Here is a 17038-nt window from a genome sequence, read left to right as displayed (position 1 = left end):
TAGGGAAGTGAGGTACCGGTGTTCGTTCACGAGCGGTCCTCGCTGCAGAAGGGATGAATGAGGATGATGACTGTTCCACCGCTCATCGCAGCGGTTGTTCTTTTGCTGGTACGTGCCGTGCTCGCCGTGGCGTTTTTTCGTGAGTTCTGGGTGAAGGCCAAGGACGTCCGCGGCTTTGCGAAAAATGATGGTCTCAATGTTCCGGCGGCGTGGTTCGTCACCGTTGCCGAACTCGCCGCGGCGCTATCCTTCACGACCGGTGTTCTGGCGCAGTGGGCCGGAATCGGAGTGATCTTGCTGATGATGATCACGACGAGCATGCATGTTTTCAAATGGCACAGCACGTACTGGGCATCGTCCGGTGGGCCGGAATATGACTTACTCTTGCTGTGTTTGGCTGCGGTCGTCCTGGCTTTCGGAGCAGGGTCCATCGCCATCCCGACTCTGTTTGGATACTGACACGAGAGCAAGAAGTCGTCTTTCGCCGGGCCAGTGAGATCGACGCCAGAGAATTTCAGCCCCTTGTCTAAACTGGCCGCATGCGAATAATTCTGCAGAGAGTCGAACGCGCGAGTGTCACGGTTTCAGATGAGGTCGTGGGAGGAATCCAAGAGCCTGGTCTCCTCGCCCTCGTCGGAATCACTCACCACGACGGAGACGCCGAAATCGCCAAGCTCGCGGAGAAGACTTGGAACCTCAGGCTTCTGGACGGTGAGAAATCTTGCGCCGACGAGGCGGCTCCGGTTCTCGCGGTCAGCCAATTCACTCTCTACGGTGATGTCAGGAAGGGGCGGCGTCCGTCGTGGTCCAAGGCGGCCCCAGGGGCCGTATCCGAACCGCTTTTCAATCAGTATGTCTCGGCCCTTCGGGAATTGGGCGCGAGGGTTGAGACCGGCCGATTCGGAGCGGATATGAAGGTAGAACTCGTCAACGACGGCCCATTTACCGTGATTTTGGACAGTGAGGACCTTCTCTGATTCCGGCTCAACCTCGCTCCGATAGGCTGAGTCTGTGACGCAATCACTATTCGACAGTCCCGACGATTCTTCGCCGAACGAGCCAGCACGCGGTCGTTCTGCCGGTCCCAAGAGCCCTCTGGCCGTCCGGATGCGGCCGCGCTCGGTGGATGAAATAGTCGGTCAACAGCATGCCCTCAAGCCCGGGTCACCCTTGCGGGTTCTGGCAGGGGAGGACGCCGGCCCGGCGGGACCCTCGTCCGTCATATTGTGGGGGCCTCCAGGGACGGGGAAAACGACGATCGCGCACGTGATCGCGAGAGGTTCGTCCCGCAAATTCGTTGAACTCTCCGCTGTGACCGCGGGCGTCAAGGACGTTCGTGCGGTCATGGATCAGGCCTTGAACGATCGCGACATCCGGGGAATCACCACCGTCCTGTTCCTCGACGAGATCCACCGGTTCACCAAGGCTCAGCAGGATGCACTGTTGCCGGGCGTCGAAAACCGGTGGGTCGTGCTGGTCGCGGCGACCACCGAGAATCCTTCCTTTTCGGTGATCTCTCCGCTGTTGTCCCGCTCAATACTGGTGACCCTCAAGCCTCTGGAGGACGAGGCCATCGGGGATCTCTTGGACCGGGCGGTCTCGGCCGAGCGCGGATTGCGCGACCAAGTCGTCCTTTCTGAAGCGGCTCGCAAGCATGTGGTGGAGTTGTGCGGGGGAGACGCCCGGCGGGCACTGACCGCCCTCGAGGCGGCGGCGGCCGTCGCTTATGGTGAATCCGAGGACCAGGAAGCCCCTGTTGAAATCACGGACAAGCATACGGAAGAGGCTCTCGACAAAGCGGCCCTGCGCTATGACAAGGGCGGAGACCAGCATTACGACGTGATTTCGGCTTTCATCAAGTCGATCAGGGGTTCCGACGTCGACGCCGCACTCCACTACCTTGCCCGCATGATCGAAGCGGGGGAGGACCCGCGTTTCATCGCTCGGCGGTTGGTAGTCCACGCGAGCGAGGACATCGGGATGGCGGATCCGACTGCGCTCCAGACGGCCGTGGCCGCGGCCCAGGCGGTCCAGCTCATCGGGTTGCCCGAGGCGAGGATCAACCTCGCCCAGGCGGTGATCCACCTGGCTACCGCGCCGAAGTCCAACGCGGTCATCACCGGAATATCGGAAGCAATAGCGGATGTTCGCGGAGGAAAAGCCGGTGCGGTGCCTCCGCACTTGAGGGATGCTCACTACGCGGGCGCGACACGCCATGGTCACGGCAAAGGTTACGTATACCCCCACGATGTACCCCATGCCGTGGCACCACAGCAATATGCGCCGGATGAGCTCAAGGGGGTCGAATACTATCGACCCACTGAGTATGGCGCCGAAAAGCCATTACGGCAACGACTAGGCATAATACGAAGAATCCTGGGTGGATTCCGGTCCAGTTAGTTAGATAAACCAATTAAGAGCATCACTAACTGGTTTCTGAGAGGGCGATCTAAGATTTAGTAACGCGTCCGAAAGAAAAAATTATTTTATACCCGCGTACCGAAAGAGTATTTCCAAGTCAACTAAGAAATCTCCTCAATCAGGGTTGCCCTGGAGGCTCTGCGAGCCTTTCTTAGTGCAGGCCTAAAGAGTTGAATTCTAGTAATATACTTTCCAGTAGCCCGACGCATGATCTTGACTGCGGAACAAGCCGAGGGCTATGCCGTAGTTGATTTCCCGGACACCCAGTCCGCCTGACCAGAAAGTAGAGTATGACTCAGAACATCTCTCGTAGACTTACCACGGGCGCCGCTTGGTCCGTCCCTGTCCTTCGGGGGACGTGATCCTGCATTGACAGGGTCATATTCTCCTGCGAGTCTTCCGACTCAAGTCTATGCCCTACAACCCTTTCGGATATAGTCTCCGACCGATATCAAAGCACCTATGACACAGAACAAACAGAATATTTCTCGCCGCACCCTTGCGAAAGGTGCAGCATGGTCCGCTCCTGTGCTGGCAATGTCTGCCTCCGTGCCCGCGTTCGCAGCTTCGTCGTCCCCGCCACCCTCTCGCGGCAGATGCTTGACCCCTGAGGAAGTCCGATCGGGCGACTGTGCCCGCATCCTGCAGGCCTTTGACACCTTCGATGGACTTCGGAACTACAACACGAGTTTTGGCCGCTTTGCGCCCGCGAACCTCCAATTCAACATTACTGTGCAGGCGGAATGCTGGCCCTATGCTCAGTTGATGTCGGTCAAGAGCTACGGTGGCGGCGGAGCGGGATACTGGATACCCAGGCCTACGATTGTGCTGCCTAATGCGGGCTGGAGAAAATTCACCGGCCGTACAACGATCGGGCAAGTCGGATCCTGGGGCGTCAGGCAAGGGATCCCTTTGTCCAAAACCATTCAGTGGGAGAACTCGGAGCGTACTGACAAGTTGGATTGGACCGGAGCCATGGTCACCGTTCCTCTGGAGTTCAACTGGACTGATCATGGCGTCCACACCTGCGGCTTCGACCTTAAATTCGAGTTCTCCAAGGGGTGGACGGGCCTCCTCGGAGAACATCCGAAGATGCGTAACTATCGCCTCGTCCTGCGCGGTCAGTGATCCGGAATTGAAGGGCACGGCATCGGGTGCGTTGCATACCAACCGCATGTGACGCACCCGTCTCGCTGCCTCCTGGCCTTGAGAACGTCGAGGGATTAGACTGGCTCGTTGGCTGGCAAGCTCCCCAAAACGCACCTGCGGGTGATCACCGGGGTAGTTGTAGCGAGGGTTGCGGCTGACCCGAAGCTCTCCACCGTGCGAACCGTGCACGGAATCATGGAGGCCAGTTACACCAGAACAAATGATCGTGGGCCACCGCGCCAGACGATCAACCGCATGAAAGGCACAACGTGGCAACTACCACTAAGAGCAAGCGCGCCCGTAACTTGGTGCGCAAGTCTCGTGCTCTCGGAATCCCGCTGACTCCGAAGGCCGAGAAGTACTTCGAGCGTCGTCCCTACGGCCCCGGCCAGCACGGCCGTGCCCGCAAGAAGGCCGACTCCGACTACGCCGTTCGTCTGCGCGAGAAGCAGCGTCTTCGCGCGCAGTACAACATCCGTGAGGCTCAGATGCGTCGCGCATACGCTGAGGCCAAGCGCGTCGAGGGTCAGACCGGTGAAAACCTGGTCCAGATGCTCGAGACGCGTCTGGATGCCCTGGTTCTCCGTGCAGGCTTCGCCCGCACGATCTCCCAGGCACGCCAGATGGTCGTTCACCGCCACATCATGGTGGACGGCGTTCGCGTGGACCGTCCGTCCTTCCGCGTGAAGGAAGGCCAGCTTATTCACGTTCACCCCCGTTCCGAGAAGATGGATCCGTTCCAGATTGCCGCCACCGGCGCCAACCAGGACGTTCTTCCGGATACTCCGGCGTACCTGAATGTGGAGATCGACAAGCTTCACGCAAAGCTTGAGCGTATGCCCAAGCGCAGCGAAGTTCCCGTGACCTGCGAGGAACAGCTCGTGGTCGAGTACTACGCCCGTATGGTGTAAGTTTTCTCACCTCGCTCTGATGGCCCGGGCATATGCCCGGGCCATCACGGCTTTAACGGCCCCCATGCCGTAAACTGGCACAGGTCCCGGTGAAAGCCCCTCTCAGGAGCCGGGAACCAGACGATTCCATCAGAGGAGACGGGTGCATTCATGACGGGCGGAGCAATCGCAGGGCTTATCGCGGCCGGAGTATTTGCCATCCTTGTGGCACTGCTCGCGATGCCCATCATCAAGCTCGGCAAGGTCTTCGACGAAGTCCGGGAGACGGTACGGCAGATCAACGCCGGAACCGGTCCCCTCATCGACGAGGTCACACGCACAGTGACCACAACCAATTCACAATTGTCCAAAGTGGACGGCATCACCGACAACGTCTCGGACGCCTCCGCCAACGTATCTGCGCTCTCGAGCCTCGTCGCCTCGACCGTGGGCCAGCCGCTCATCAAGATGGCATCATTCTCCTACGGAGTCCGCAAGGCTTTCCGTGGGGAGGCCGCAGAAGACAAAGACGCCGCCAGCAGCAGCCAGGCGCCCACCGGAGAAACAGGGCACGCTGGTGCCCACCAGACCCCAGGAGAAGACCGATGAGCTGGTTGTCCAAAGCCGGTCTGTTGCTCGCCGGCGCCGCAGCCGGTTACGTCGCGTCAAAACGTGGCGGACAGATCGTTCACACCGCCCAAGAACTAGTGGTGAGGGATCCCATGCAGGTCAGCAAGCGTGACGGCGGCGAAGGAACCGTGGACAAGATCTGGTCTTCACCCGCTTTGACCCCCGTACGGAATGGTGCGCTCAAGGCCTTGAAATTCGCGGCGACCGTGAAACAAGGAATGGCTGAACGAGAAGAACAGCTCACCGAAAAGTACGCGAACCAGAAGAAGGACATCCGTCCGGGCTCCTTGGACACATGGGATCGGCCCCGAACCGCAGAGGCGGAATCGCGAAGCGGTGAGGCACTGCCAGGAGAGCAAGGATCCTCAGAGGTTATCGAGCACTCCGCACCCGAGGCGTCGGGCAGCCCTGCTCGGGACTCGGATCTTCCTCCGGACTTTTTCCTCGACTCCGGAAACGACCCCCAGAATTCCCGTTAGCGCGCAACAGAACCGCGCCCACGGACAGAAAACGCTCAAACAGGCACTCAGGACGAAGGACTTATAGCCGATATGCTCTCCCAGGAAATTAAGCAGCGCTGGATCGAATTCTTCGAAGAGCGTGGACACACTGTGGTCCCCTCTGCTTCCTTGGTTTCGAACGAAGCCGGAGCGATGTTCACGATCGCCGGCATGGTCCCGTTCATCCCCTACTTTCTCGGACGGGAAAAGGCACCGTACAGCCGAGCGACTTCTGTGCAGAAATGCATCCGTACGCTCGATATCGATGAGGTCGGCAAAACCGCGCGTCACGGAACGTTCTTCCAGATGGCCGGCAACTTCTCCTTCGGCGACTACTTCAAGGACGAAGCGATTCCCTTCGCCTACACCCTGCTGACCACTCCGCAGTCCGAGGGCGGATTCGGCCTGGATCCCGATCGCCTCTGGGTGACCGTGTACGAAGGCGACCAAGAGGCCTTCGACATCTGGACCCGCAAGGTCGGTTTCCCAGAAGAACGCATCCAGCGCATGAACATGCAGGAAAACTACTGGTCAACCGGCCAGCCCGGGCCGGCCGGCCCCGACTCGGAGATCTTCTACGACCGCGGACCGGCCTACGGCAAAGAAGGCGGCCCCGCCGCCGACGACGACCGCTACATTGAAATCTGGAACCTCGTGTTCATGCAGTTCCAGCGTGGCGAGGGCATCGGCAAAGACGACTTCGAAATCCTCGGTGAGCTGCCGAAGAAGAACATCGATACCGGTATGGGACTCGAGCGTCTCGCGATGCTGCTGCAAGGAGTCGAGAACTTCTATGAGACAGACCAGGTCCGCCCGGTTCTCGACGCCGCATCCGAGCTCTCCGGAAAGAAATACTTCGGTTCCGAGTCCTCCGCGGACGAAGGCTACGAAAACGATGTGCGCCTGCGCGTCGTCGCCGACCACATTCGATCGTCACTCATGCTGATCTCCGACGGCGTGACGCCGTCGAATGAGGGGCGTGGGTACATCTTGCGGCGCTTGCTGCGTCGAGCCATTCGGGCCATGCGCCTTCTCGGCGTGACCGAGCCCTGCCTGCCGGTGCTGTTCCCCGCCTCCCGGGACGCGATGAAGGGCGCCTACCCCGAGGTCGCCGACGACTTCGACCGGATCTCGCGCATCGCCTACGCGGAAGAGCGGGCGTTCCTTCACACGATCGAGTCGGGCACCACACGCCTGAACGAAGCGGTCCAACACGCCAAAACCGGCGGGGGATCGGTGAGCGGAGAAGAAGCTTTCGCTCTCCACGACACCTACGGTTTCCCGATCGACCTGACCCTCGAAATGGCCAGCGAAGCCGGCGTGGCCGTGGACGAGAAAGCATTTCGTTCCCTCATGGAAGAGCAACGTCACCGGGCCCAGGCCGATGCGAAGGCCAAGAAGGGCTCCCACGCGGACCTCGGCGCCTTCCGGCAACTGGTCGATGAGCGCGGTTCCGTTTTCACCGGTTACACCCAGCTCAGCGGTGAAAGCACCATTCGCGCAATCCTCCAGAACGGCGTGACCGTGCCTGCCGCCTCCAAGGGCGAAACGGTGGAGATCGTGCTCGACGAGACCCCCTTCTACGCAGAAGCCGGCGGCCAAGCCGCAGATACGGGCCTCATTAGCGGAAACGGTTATTCCGTCCGCGTTCACGATGTTCAGCAGCCCGTTCGCGGTCTCAGCGTTCATAAGGGCGAAGTCATTGAGGGCGAGGTTGTCGCGGGCTCGGAGGCAAGGGCCCAGGTGGACGTCCAGAGACGCAAGGACGCGGAAAAGGCCCACTCCGGAACCCACGTCGTTCACGCTGCACTGCGTCGTGTCCTCGGACCGGAAGCCGTTCAACGAGGCTCCTTCAACAAAGAGGGCTACCTCCGCTTCGACTTCGCCTGGACCGAATCCCTCTCGGACACGGTCCGCGAAGAGGTTGAAGGCCTGTCCAATACCGCGATCCGTGACAATTACGAGGTCATCACTCGTGAGATGCCCCTCGACGAGGCCAAAGCCATGGGGGCCATCGGTCTGTTCGGCGAGAAATACGGCGACGTCGTACGAGTTGTCGAGATGAACGGCGACTTCTCCCGCGAGTTGTGCGGCGGTACCCACGTGTCAAGCTCCGCGGAGATCGGTTCCCTCTCGTTGCTCTCGGAGCAGTCCGTGGGCTCCGGGAACCGCCGCGTCGAGGCCCTGGTCGGTTTGGACTCCTTCAACCATCTGGCCGCCGAGCGCACGCTCGTCAACCAACTGACAGATCTGTTGAAGGTCCAGAACTCCACGGACCTCCCCGAGAAAATTAACTCGACCCTGAACCGCCTCAAGTCTGCGGAGAAGGAACTAGAAAAGCTGCGCAAGGAAAAGCTTCAGGCGGAAGCCGGGCGCTTGGTCGAGTCCGCTGAACTCATCGGCGGCGTCCGTCTGCTGACCCACAATGCGGGGGATTTGGCCGCCGACGACGTGCGGAACCTGGCCACCGACCTGCGCCAACGTTTGGGCGAGGACGCGGCCACCGTCGTCGTCGCAGGCACCAATAACGGCAGGCCCGTGGTGGTTGTTGCAACCAACCAGGCCGCACGGGATCTGGGTGTCAAGGCCGGTGCACTTGTCCGCACCGCTGCCGGCGTCCTCGGCGGCGGTGGCGGAGGCAAGGACGATCTCGCCCAGGGCGGCGGGCAGGAGACGGCCAAGATCGACGAGGCCTTCACGAGTGTCAAAAGCCAGGTTGCTCAGGCCGGCAAGTAAGGAATCTGTGTTCACACGAGGAGTGCGCATGGGGGTCGACGTGGGCAACGCCCGCGTCGGCCTCGCTCTGTGCGACCCGGACGGCATCCTTGCGACGCCTCTGAAGACACTGAAGCGCAATGCCAACACCAATTCGGATCGCCGCGTATTAAGAAAATTGATGGACGTGCATAATGTTACGGAAGTATTCGTAGGCCATCCACGCACCATGCGTGGTGGATCGAGCCCGTCGACGCAAATGGCGGAAGACTATGCCGAGGGGCTCGTCTCCGAGCTGGCCGACGAGGGCAGAGGCGATATACCAGTGTGGTTGGTGGACGAAAGACTCACGACAGTCTCGGCCCATCGGTCGCTCCACGAGGCCGGCGTGTCCTCTCGGGACTTCAAGTCCATGGTCGACCAGGTTGCAGCGGCTAATATTCTTCAACAGGCGGTCGACGCGCTCAAAGCTGATCGGTCTGTCGCCGGATATTGTGTTAACCCAGAGCCACGCGGCGAGTCTCCCGAGCCGTTACCCGATGACGTCGAAAAGAATGGAGAACCTTCGTGAGCGAAGATTCATCACGAAAAAACCGTGGAGAGTCTTCGGGTGATGACAATGAGTCCTTTCACGGGCTTTTCTCCCCGACAGAAGCCGAGCGACGCGCCGGCATCGAGGGTCTCCGCATCGAGCAGGAGAGTCTGACTCCTGACCAGATCCGTAGGCGTTACGCACGACGCCGCCAAGTTCTGGTCTCGGCCACGATCATCTTTGTGATTGCTCTGGTGGCATCGCTTGCCATCATTGGACCGCAAACCGGACTTTTCGAGGTGAAGGATTACCGCGGCGACGGCAACGGGAAGAACGTCAGCATCACCGTGAGCGAGGGCGATACCAACGGAACCGTTGGGCAGAGACTTGAGCAGAAAGACGTCATCGCGAACGCGGACAAGTTCGTCGAAGTCATGGAGGACAAAGGCTCCGGCAAATTCATTCAGCCCGGAACCTTTGAACTGCAGCAGCACATGAGCTCCGAATCAGCGATGAACTCGCTGACCGGCAGCGGCAGCGCCAAACATTACGTCGCGATCAACCAGAACCAGCGCAAGGATGAGACATTCGACGCGTTGGCCAAGGGAACGGGAATCAGCGTCGACAAATTCAAGACTCTCGACAACGACCCGGGCAAGTTCGGCATACCGAGTCAATTCGACTCGTTGGAAGGCTTCCTGCACCCCGGTGAGTACCGTTTTGCCGCGGACGCCTCCGCCGACGACGTCATCCAGGAAATGGTCGACAAGACCAAGAAGGATCTCAAGGACGCCGGGGTCGAGGGAGACGACGAGGTGTTCCACACCGTTACGGTCGCGTCGATTCTAGAATTCGAAGCAAAGCCGCGGGACTACAAGGGCGTGGCCGGTGCCATCGACAACCGTGTCAACAATGTCGACGGGGAGACACAGGGATTCCTTCAGTCCGACGCAACCGTTGCTTACGGGCTGGGGGAGAAGACCTACCAGATCAGCAACGAGCAGAAGCAGGATGCGTCGAATAAATACAACACCTTCGCGAACAAGGGCCTGCCCGTAGGCCCCATCGGTTCCCCGGCCGCTCAGGCGATCAAGGCAGCGGCCCACCCGGACCACAACGATTACTACTACTGGGTGACCGTGAACCTGGATACCGGTGAAACGAAATTCGCGAAAACCTACGAAGAGCACGAGAAGAACGTCGAGGAATACGACAACTGGTGCTCCGAGCACGAGGGCAAATGCGTCTGATCGAAACCCCGGGCGCCCCCTGGGCCGCGGTTCTGGGACATCCGGTAGGCCACAGCTTGTCGCCGGTGATGCACCGGGCCGCGTACCGTGTGCTCGGCTCCGATATCGAATACACCGCGGCCGATATCCAGGAAGAAACCCTCGCCGACGTCGTGGAGCCAGCACTCCAGGACGGCAATTGGCGCGGTTTCTCCGTGACCATGCCGTTGAAATCGGCGGCGTGCCGCTTCGCCGGACGGCTGACCGAATTCGCACAAACGGTCGGAGTGATCAACACCCTGGCACCCGTTGGTGGAGCGGATGGTCAGGTCGTCGGGCACAATACCGATGTCTCCGGCATCGTCAACGCGCTGCTGAGGACCGGGGCGTGCACGAGCAAGGAACCCGAGGCAGCGATCATCGGCGGCGGTGGCACCGCAACCGCAGCGGTCGCGGCTCTCCACGTACTGGGAGCGGCACGTTGCACGGTCTTCGTCCGGGATTCCGCTCGGGCAGGCCGCGTCGTCGACGTTGCCGGGCGGCTGGGCATGGAACTGAGCTTCGAGCCTCTGGACGAGGCTGCTACCAGTCTCTCCGGATTCGACCTTGTGGTCTCCACATTGCCAGCCCGAGCTTTCGACACGTATGCCCAGTCGATTCAAGGCGATCTCAGCCGGACCGCGGTCTTGGACGTCTCCTACGATCCGTGGCCTTCCGATCTTGCCCAGGCCATCAGCGCTTGCGGCGGCACCCCGGTCTCGGGACGTGAAATGCTCTTGTACCAAGCCGTTGACCAGATCAAACTGTTTACCGGGCAGAGCCTTTTCGAAGCTTTGCCGAACCAGGAGGCAGTGCTCTCGGTCATGGCCGAGGCTCTCGGCCTCACACCGCGGACCGATGAGCCGCGCCTGGTCTGCGACGACAAAATGCTTCGGCCCAGAAACTAAGGGCCGCGACGACGTCGTTGCGCCCCGGCCCCGAGCCCGGGCCCCAGACGATCACCGAAAGATGAGGTAACACCGTGACATTGCGTTGGCTGACCGCCGGAGAGTCCCATGGAGAGGCTCTTGTCGGAATCATTGAGGGCGTTCCCGCGGGCGTCGAGCTCACCTCGGAGGATATCCGCCGTGCCCTGGCCCGGCGCCGCCTCGGATACGGTCGCGGTGCCCGCATGAAATTCGAAGAGGACCGCGTCAGGATCCTGGGAGGCGTCCGGCACGGGCTGACCCAGGGCGGCCCCGTGGCGATCGAAATCGCCAATACGGAGTGGCCGAAGTGGACCGACGTGATGTCCTCAGATCCCGTGGATCCGGAGGTGCTCGAGGGGCGGGCTCGCAACGCTCCGTTGACGCGCCCCCGCCCCGGTCACGCGGATTTCACGGGAATGCAGAAATACGGTTTTTCAGAGGCCCGTCCCGTCCTGGAACGCGCCAGCGCGCGAGAGACCGCGACACGAGTAGCACTCGGTGTGGTCGCCTCCCAGATTCTCAAATCTTTGGGCGCCGGGCTGGTCAGCCACACCACGGCTATCGGGTCGGTTTCTGCCCCGGAGGACGCCCCACGGCCGGTGCCTCGCGACGTCGACGCGCTCGACGCCGATCCTCTTCGGTGCTTCGACGCGTCCACCTCCGAAGCGATGGTCGCCGAGGTGGACGCCGCGCACAAGGACGGCGAGACGCTCGGTGGCGTCGTGGAGGTTCTTGCCTACGGACTGGTACCGGGCTTGGGCTCATACGTCCACTGGGATCGCCGCCTCGACTCCCGCTTGGCCGGTGCCCTCATGGGGATCCAGGCGATCAAGGGTGTCGAAGTGGGGGACGGTTTCTTGACGGCCGCCCGGCGCGGGACGGAAGCCCATGACGAAATCACCCAGGACGAGCAAGGTCGGGTTCAGCGCGCGTCGAATCGCGCCGGCGGAATTGAAGGTGGCATGAGCATCGGAGACGCCCTTCGAGTGCGCGCCGGGATGAAACCCATCGCGACGGTGCCCCGGGCACTGAAAACCGTGGACACGTCCTCCGGCGAAGCGACCACGGCCCATCACCAGCGGTCGGATGTATGTGCGGTGCCGGCCGCAGGCGTTGTGGCCGAGGCAATGGTGGCCCTGGTTCTGGCGGATGCCTACACCGAGAAGTTCGGCGGCGATTCGATCGCGGAGACACGACGAAACGTCGATGCTTACCTCGCATCGATTCCCGAAGAACTGGATTTCGCCCCGAACATCGAAGGATGGGACTCATGAGCTCCGGACAACAAGGACCTGTGATTCTGATCGGGCCGATGGCCGCAGGCAAATCCTTCCTAGCCCTGCACCTATCCAAATTCTTCGGCTACGGATTCGTGGATGTCGACCAACTGATCGTTGAGCGCCACGGCGTCATCGCGGAACTGTTCGTCGAATACGGCGAGAAGTATTTTCGAGATATAGAAGCCGATACCATCGAAATGCTTCTTCGCTCCCCGGACCATCAGAACTCCGTAATCTCCATCGGTGGCGGCGCCCCCATGACTGCGCGTGTGCAGGAGCTCCTGGACGCGCATACCGTGGTGTATGTGCTGGTGGACGATGAAACCGTGCGGCCTCGTATCGAGGGGAACACCACACGGCCGATGCTCCAGCCGGATCCCATCGCACGGTGGCACGAGCTCTTCGAGGCACGCCGCGAAACATACGAGCGGCTCGCGACGATCGTCCTCGATGGACGCGGCGACCGGGAGATTGTATCGATGGCGGACGAACTCCACCGCAACATTCAACAGATTCGTTCCGCCTGAGCGCGGACAAATGGCAACGGGGCAGGAACGCTCCCGACGCAGCAGACCAGGAGGATCACATGGCCGACGGGCCCTCAGACGCAACGCGCATTCCGGTCACCGGAACACTACCCTCGGAGAACTACGACGTTCATGTGGGCCACGATCTACTCGGGAAGCTCCCCGAAATTCTCGGGCCTCGCGTGCGTCGAATTCTCGTGATCCATCCACGGGCCCTGCGCTCGACGGGTGAGCTGGTCATGAACGATCTCAAGGCAGCCGGTCTCGAATCCTTCAGTGCCGAGATCCCGGATGCCGAAGAAGGCAAGCACGTCCAGGTCGCGGCATTCTGCTGGCAGGTGCTCGGCCAGAACGACTTCACGCGTTCCGACGCGATCATCTCCGTGGGCGGAGGCGCCGTGAGCGACGTCGCAGGGTTCGTGGCGGCAACGTGGCTCAGGGGCGTGCGCGTCGTACACATCCCGACGACGCTGCTCGGAATGGTTGACGCAGCCGTGGGAGGCAAAACGGGCATCAACACCGCCGAAGGCAAAAACCTCGTGGGCTCATTCCACCCTCCGGCAGCCGTCCTGTGCGATATCGGTACGTTGAGGACTCTTCCGGTCAACGAATTGGTCACCGGACTCGCCGAAGTGATCAAGTGCGGCTTCATCGCAGATCCGGAGATCCTCGACTTGATCGAGGCCCAGCCGGAAAAAATCCGTGATTCGCAGTCTGCCGTGATCCGAGAACTCATCGAACGATCCATACGCGTCAAAGCCGAGGTCGTCTCATCGGATCTCAAAGAATCCGGGCGTCGGGAGTTCCTGAATTACGGGCACACCCTGGGACACGCGATCGAGCTGAATGAACGCTACCAATGGCGCCACGGCGCCGCGGTGGCGGTCGGGATGATGTTCGCGGCAGAACTTGCGAGCACCGCGGGCAACTTGGAGGAAAGCGTCGTCGAGCGCACGCGTTCTATCCTGGAGAAGGTCGGGTTGCCGACGACGTACCGTGGTGACCAGTGGAAGAAATTGCTCGACGGCATGCACCGGGACAAGAAAGCCCGCGGGAACCTGTTGAGATTTGTGGTTTTGGACAAGATTGCTTCCCCACGAATCATGGAAGTTCCGGATGAGTCCATCCTCTTCGCGACGTATCAGGAGATCGCTTCCTGAATCGTCTCTCACAAGGGCGTTACAATAATTACCGATTCATTTTCATGGTGCACGCGTTTCGCAGCGTGCCATCGAAAAATCTGCCAAAAGGAGTGTTCGTGGCAACGACCAACGACATCAAGAACGGAACCATCCTCAAGCTGGACGGAAATCTCTGGGGCGTCATCGAGTTCCAGCACGTCAAGCCGGGTAAGGGCGGTGCGTTCGTGCGCACCAAGTTGCGCAACGTCAACAGCGGCAAAGTAGTCGACAAGACTTTCAATGCCGGTTCCAAGGTCGACCTCACCACCGTGGATCGCTCGGAATACCAGTACTTGTACCAGGACGGTTCCGACTACGTCTTCATGGACAACAAGACTTTTGACCAGATTTACGTCCCGGGGTCGGTCGTTGGCGATGCCGCCAACTTCATGCTCGAGAACCAGAACGTGACGTTGGCTCTGCACGACGGCGCTCCTTTGTACATTGAGCTGCCCCCGTCGGTTGTCCTGGAGATCACCTACACCGAGCCCGGCCTGCAAGGTGACCGTTCGACCGGTGGCAACAAGCCCGCGACCCTCGAGACCGGCGCGACCATCCAGGTCCCGCTGTTCGTTGAGCAGGGGACCAAGGTCAAGGTTGACACTCGTTCCGGCGATTACCTGGGTCGCGTCAACGAGTGAATTCGAGGACGAAGGCGCGCGTTCGCGCCCTGGAAGTTTTGTTCGAGTCCGAGGAACGCCAGCAGGACACCCTCGAGGTGCTTCGTCGCCGGCGTCTCCATACGGCCGCGATCATTTCGGAGTATTCCGAGCGGATCATCCGTGGGGTAGTCGACCATGATGAAGAGATTCGGGAGTTCGTGGAAACGTACTCCAAGGGCTGGACCATGGACCGCATGCCGTCCGTGGACCGGGCGATCCTGCGCTTGGGCGCATGGGAATTGCTCTACAACGACGACGTACCGGACGCCGTAGCAGTTTCAGAGGCGACTGGCCTGGCCAAGACGCACTCAACCGATGATTCGCCTCGGTTCATCAACGGTCTGCTGGGCAGATTGCAGAAGGTCAAACCGACCCTGTTGACGGATTAGGAAGTCAACGACGCCGCTGGGCAGCCTGCCTGGCGGCGTCTTTCGTATGTCTGAGGAACGTTCTGCCCGGTGAGGACGGGACGATTCCGCGGCGGCGTTGGGGAGCCAGATCGCAGGGGCCAAATCGCCGGATGCATGAGGCAAAGGCCTGTTGCGTGCTGGTCCGGCCCTCGACGTGCGATTCCGCGGCGGACCGCCGAAGACACATTTCAGTCTCGCGGGTCGTGCCAGCGTGACCCTGTGATACTTTTGGCCCAGATGAGAACATCTTGCTGACCTTTAAATTCCGTCCTGTGAGGCGGGGAAGGAGGCAAACGCGATGACCGAGAACTCACGCCGTGAAGGCAATACCCGAAATCGGGTATCCGAACACGCGCGCGTCATTCTGGATTCTGCGGATGTCAACCGGGTGCTAACCCGTATCGCCCACGAGATCGTCGAAGCCAACAAGGGCACGGAGGATCTCGTTCTCCTGGGCATTCCTCGGCGGGGCTTTCCGCTCGCCGAACGTATTGCCCAAAAAATCTCTTCGACCGAACCGGGATTCGATCCCAGTTCTTCTCTGGGGCAACTCGACGTCACGATGTATCGGGACGACCTGCGCCGCAACACCTCCCGGACGCCGCAACCGACCAGGATTCCGGCCGGCGGCATCGACGGCAAGAACGTGGTGCTCGTGGACGACGTGCTCTACTCGGGGCGCACGATCCGTGCTGCCTTGGATGCGTTGGGAGACTTCGGGCGGCCCGCGGTGGTCAGGTTGGCCGTGTTGGCCGATCGTGGGCACCGCCAGTTGCCGATCCGTGCGGATCACGTCGGCAAGAACCTGCCTACGTCCCAGGACGAGTCCGTTCGCGTCTTCCTCCGTGAAACGGATGAACCGGTCGCCTTGAATACAGGAGACGTCGACCGGGATCTGGACGACTGTGTCCTCCTGGACCCAGCCCAGGCACCCGCGACCGTGGAAGCGAGCCACGCATGAGACATCTTCTCGATACCAAGGACCTGAGCCTCGACGAAGCGGTCCAAATTCTCGATACCGCCGACAGTATGGCAGAGGTCGGGAACCGCGAAGTCAAGAAATTACCGGCGCTGCGCGGGCGAACCGTGGTCAACCTGTTTTTCGAGGATTCCACGCGAACTCGGATCTCCTTCGAAACTGCGGAAAAACGACTTTCGGCCGACGTCATCAACTTCGCGGCCAAGGGCTCTTCGGTCTCCAAGGGAGAATCCCTCAAGGACACGGCGCAGACCCTGGAAGCCATCAACGCGGACGCCATCGTGATCCGTCACCCCTCTTCGGGAGCTCCCGCGAGGTTGGCTGCGAGCGGGTGGATTTCTTCTCCCGTGATCAACGCGGGGGACGGAACGCACGCCCACCCGACGCAGGCCCTTCTGGACGCCATGACCCTCCGGCAGCACCGGTCCCGACTCACCGGTGCCGAAACCCGAGGGTCGGATCTCGATGGAATGAACGTTGCAATCGTGGGAGACGTCCTCCATTCACGCGTGGCCCGATCCAACGTGTGGTTGCTTGCTCTGCTCGGAGCGCGGGTCACCTTGGTCTCGCCCCCGACCTTGCTTCCCGTGGGCATCCAGGACTGGCCGGTCGAGGTGCAGTACAGCCTCGACGAGGCCATGAAACAGGACCTGGACGCGATCATGATGCTGCGCATACAGCGTGAAAGAATGCATGCGGCTTTCTTCCCTTCCTCGGAGGAATACGCGCGCCTCTGGGGTTTGACCCCTGAGCGCCTCGCCCTGCTCGATGCGCAAGGGGCCGAAACCGCGATTCTTCACCCCGGGCCCATGAACCGTGGCCTAGAAATCAGCGCGGCGGCGGCCGACTCACCGAGATCGCTGGTCCTGGACCAGGTCACCAACGGCGTCTCGGTCCGCATGTCCGTTCTCTACCACCTGATGACCGGTCCGCAGGACCAGCCCCAGACCTCCGCACTGTAAAGG

Annotated in this window: 18 protein-coding genes; all 18 read left to right on the top strand. The window is 60.9% G+C overall.

From position 1 onward, the window contains the following. Positions 1-63 precede the first annotated feature (63 nt). The 18 genes from sake_RS07075 to sake_RS06990 all read left to right on the top strand — a co-directional run bounded on the left by sake_RS07075 (position 64) and on the right by sake_RS06990 (position 17035). Positions 64-459, top strand: coding sequence for a DoxX family membrane protein (locus sake_RS07075; protein WP_129359586.1), 396 nt, complete (start codon positions 64-66; stop codon positions 457-459). 80 nt (positions 460-539) lie between these two features. After that, positions 540-977, top strand: coding sequence for a D-aminoacyl-tRNA deacylase (gene dtd, locus sake_RS07070; protein WP_129359587.1), 438 nt, complete (start codon positions 540-542; stop codon positions 975-977). A gap of 34 nt (positions 978-1011) precedes the next feature. Then, a complete protein-coding gene (locus sake_RS07065; protein WP_238147596.1) occupies positions 1012-2400 on the top strand; it encodes a replication-associated recombination protein A in 1389 nt (462 codons plus the stop codon). Positions 2401-3186: 786 nt separating this feature from the next. After that, positions 3187-3549: a hypothetical protein gene (locus sake_RS07060; RefSeq protein ID WP_178945693.1), complete on the top strand. Its 363-nt coding sequence runs from the start codon at positions 3187-3189 to the stop codon at positions 3547-3549. Between the two features lie 290 nt (positions 3550-3839). Next, entirely contained in the window at positions 3840-4481 is a 642-nt protein-coding gene (rpsD, locus tag sake_RS07055) for a 30S ribosomal protein S4 (protein WP_129359589.1), read from the top strand. Positions 4482-4631: 150 nt separating this feature from the next. Then, entirely contained in the window at positions 4632-5069 is a 438-nt protein-coding gene (locus tag sake_RS07050; RefSeq protein ID WP_129359590.1) for a DUF948 domain-containing protein, read from the top strand. Further along, a complete protein-coding gene (locus sake_RS07045) occupies positions 5066-5569 on the top strand; it encodes a hypothetical protein (RefSeq protein WP_129359591.1) in 504 nt (167 codons plus the stop codon). Before sake_RS07050 ends, sake_RS07045 begins: the two co-directional genes overlap by 4 nt. Before the next feature lie 72 nt (positions 5570-5641). Next, positions 5642-8326: an alanine--tRNA ligase gene (alaS, locus tag sake_RS07040; protein WP_178945692.1), complete on the top strand. Its 2685-nt coding sequence runs from the start codon at positions 5642-5644 to the stop codon at positions 8324-8326. A gap of 28 nt (positions 8327-8354) precedes the next feature. Beyond that, entirely contained in the window at positions 8355-8876 is a 522-nt protein-coding gene (ruvX, locus tag sake_RS07035; protein WP_129359593.1) for a Holliday junction resolvase RuvX, read from the top strand. After that, the gene (mltG, locus tag sake_RS07030; RefSeq protein ID WP_178945691.1) at positions 8873-10087 is read left to right on the top strand and encodes an endolytic transglycosylase MltG; all 1215 of its coding nucleotides are present in this window, start codon (positions 8873-8875) and stop codon (positions 10085-10087) included. The genes ruvX and mltG overlap by 4 nt, the downstream gene beginning before the upstream one ends. Next, positions 10057-11013, top strand: a complete 957-nt coding sequence (locus sake_RS07025; protein ID WP_238147597.1) for a shikimate dehydrogenase — start codon at positions 10057-10059, stop codon at positions 11011-11013. The genes mltG and sake_RS07025 overlap by 31 nt, the downstream gene beginning before the upstream one ends. Before the next feature lie 74 nt (positions 11014-11087). Then, a complete protein-coding gene (gene aroC / locus sake_RS07020; RefSeq protein WP_178945690.1) occupies positions 11088-12308 on the top strand; it encodes a chorismate synthase in 1221 nt (406 codons plus the stop codon). Beyond that, positions 12305-12841: a shikimate kinase gene (locus sake_RS07015; protein ID WP_238147598.1), complete on the top strand. Its 537-nt coding sequence runs from the start codon at positions 12305-12307 to the stop codon at positions 12839-12841. Before aroC ends, sake_RS07015 begins: the two co-directional genes overlap by 4 nt. Positions 12842-12900: 59 nt before the next feature. After that, positions 12901-14001: a 3-dehydroquinate synthase gene (gene aroB, locus sake_RS07010; protein WP_178945689.1), complete on the top strand. Its 1101-nt coding sequence runs from the start codon at positions 12901-12903 to the stop codon at positions 13999-14001. Positions 14002-14099: 98 nt separating this feature from the next. After that, positions 14100-14663, top strand: coding sequence for an elongation factor P (gene efp, locus sake_RS07005; RefSeq protein WP_129359598.1), 564 nt, complete (start codon positions 14100-14102; stop codon positions 14661-14663). After that, complete coding sequence (gene nusB / locus sake_RS07000; protein WP_129359599.1) at positions 14660-15073, top strand: transcription antitermination factor NusB; 414 nt, start codon at positions 14660-14662, stop codon at positions 15071-15073. The genes efp and nusB overlap by 4 nt, the downstream gene beginning before the upstream one ends. A 319-nt stretch (positions 15074-15392) precedes the next feature. Then, positions 15393-16055 carry a bifunctional pyr operon transcriptional regulator/uracil phosphoribosyltransferase PyrR gene (gene pyrR, locus sake_RS06995; protein WP_129359600.1) on the top strand — a complete coding sequence of 221 codons (663 nt, stop codon included), beginning with the start codon at positions 15393-15395 and terminating at the stop codon, positions 16053-16055. After that, positions 16052-17035 (top strand): aspartate carbamoyltransferase catalytic subunit, encoded by a 984-nt coding sequence (locus sake_RS06990; RefSeq protein WP_178945688.1) that lies wholly within the window; start codon positions 16052-16054, stop codon positions 17033-17035. Before pyrR ends, sake_RS06990 begins: the two co-directional genes overlap by 4 nt. Positions 17036-17038 lie beyond the last annotated feature (3 nt).

Origin of the sequence: Kocuria sp. TGY1127_2 (assembly GCF_013394385.1) — a bacterium.
In the GTDB taxonomy this organism is placed as follows: Bacteria; Actinomycetota; Actinomycetes; order Actinomycetales; family Micrococcaceae; genus Rothia.
Note: the sequence above shows the minus strand (reverse complement) of the source record. Positions and strands in the feature narration are given on the sequence as shown.

What these genes read in the sequence shown, in the direction of transcription:
- aroB (WP_178945689.1), top strand. Translation starts at nt 12,901, where the DNA reads ATGGCCGACGGGCCCTCAGACGCAACGCGCATTCCGGTCACCGGAACA.
- sake_RS07015 (WP_238147598.1), top strand. Translation starts at nt 12,305, where the DNA reads ATGAGCTCCGGACAACAAGGACCTGTGATTCTGATCGGGCCGATGGCC.
- sake_RS07060 (WP_178945693.1), top strand. Translation starts at nt 3,187, where the DNA reads ATGTCGGTCAAGAGCTACGGTGGCGGCGGAGCGGGATACTGGATACCC.
- sake_RS07075 (WP_129359586.1), top strand. Translation starts at nt 64, where the DNA reads ATGATGACTGTTCCACCGCTCATCGCAGCGGTTGTTCTTTTGCTGGTA.
- alaS (WP_178945692.1), top strand. Translation starts at nt 5,642, where the DNA reads ATGCTCTCCCAGGAAATTAAGCAGCGCTGGATCGAATTCTTCGAAGAG.
- sake_RS07045 (WP_129359591.1), top strand. Translation starts at nt 5,066, where the DNA reads ATGAGCTGGTTGTCCAAAGCCGGTCTGTTGCTCGCCGGCGCCGCAGCC.
- pyrR (WP_129359600.1), top strand. Translation starts at nt 15,393, where the DNA reads ATGACCGAGAACTCACGCCGTGAAGGCAATACCCGAAATCGGGTATCC.
- sake_RS07050 (WP_129359590.1), top strand. Translation starts at nt 4,632, where the DNA reads ATGACGGGCGGAGCAATCGCAGGGCTTATCGCGGCCGGAGTATTTGCC.
- ruvX (WP_129359593.1), top strand. Translation starts at nt 8,355, where the DNA reads ATGGGGGTCGACGTGGGCAACGCCCGCGTCGGCCTCGCTCTGTGCGAC.
- dtd (WP_129359587.1), top strand. Translation starts at nt 540, where the DNA reads ATGCGAATAATTCTGCAGAGAGTCGAACGCGCGAGTGTCACGGTTTCA.
- sake_RS06990 (WP_178945688.1), top strand. Translation starts at nt 16,052, where the DNA reads ATGAGACATCTTCTCGATACCAAGGACCTGAGCCTCGACGAAGCGGTC.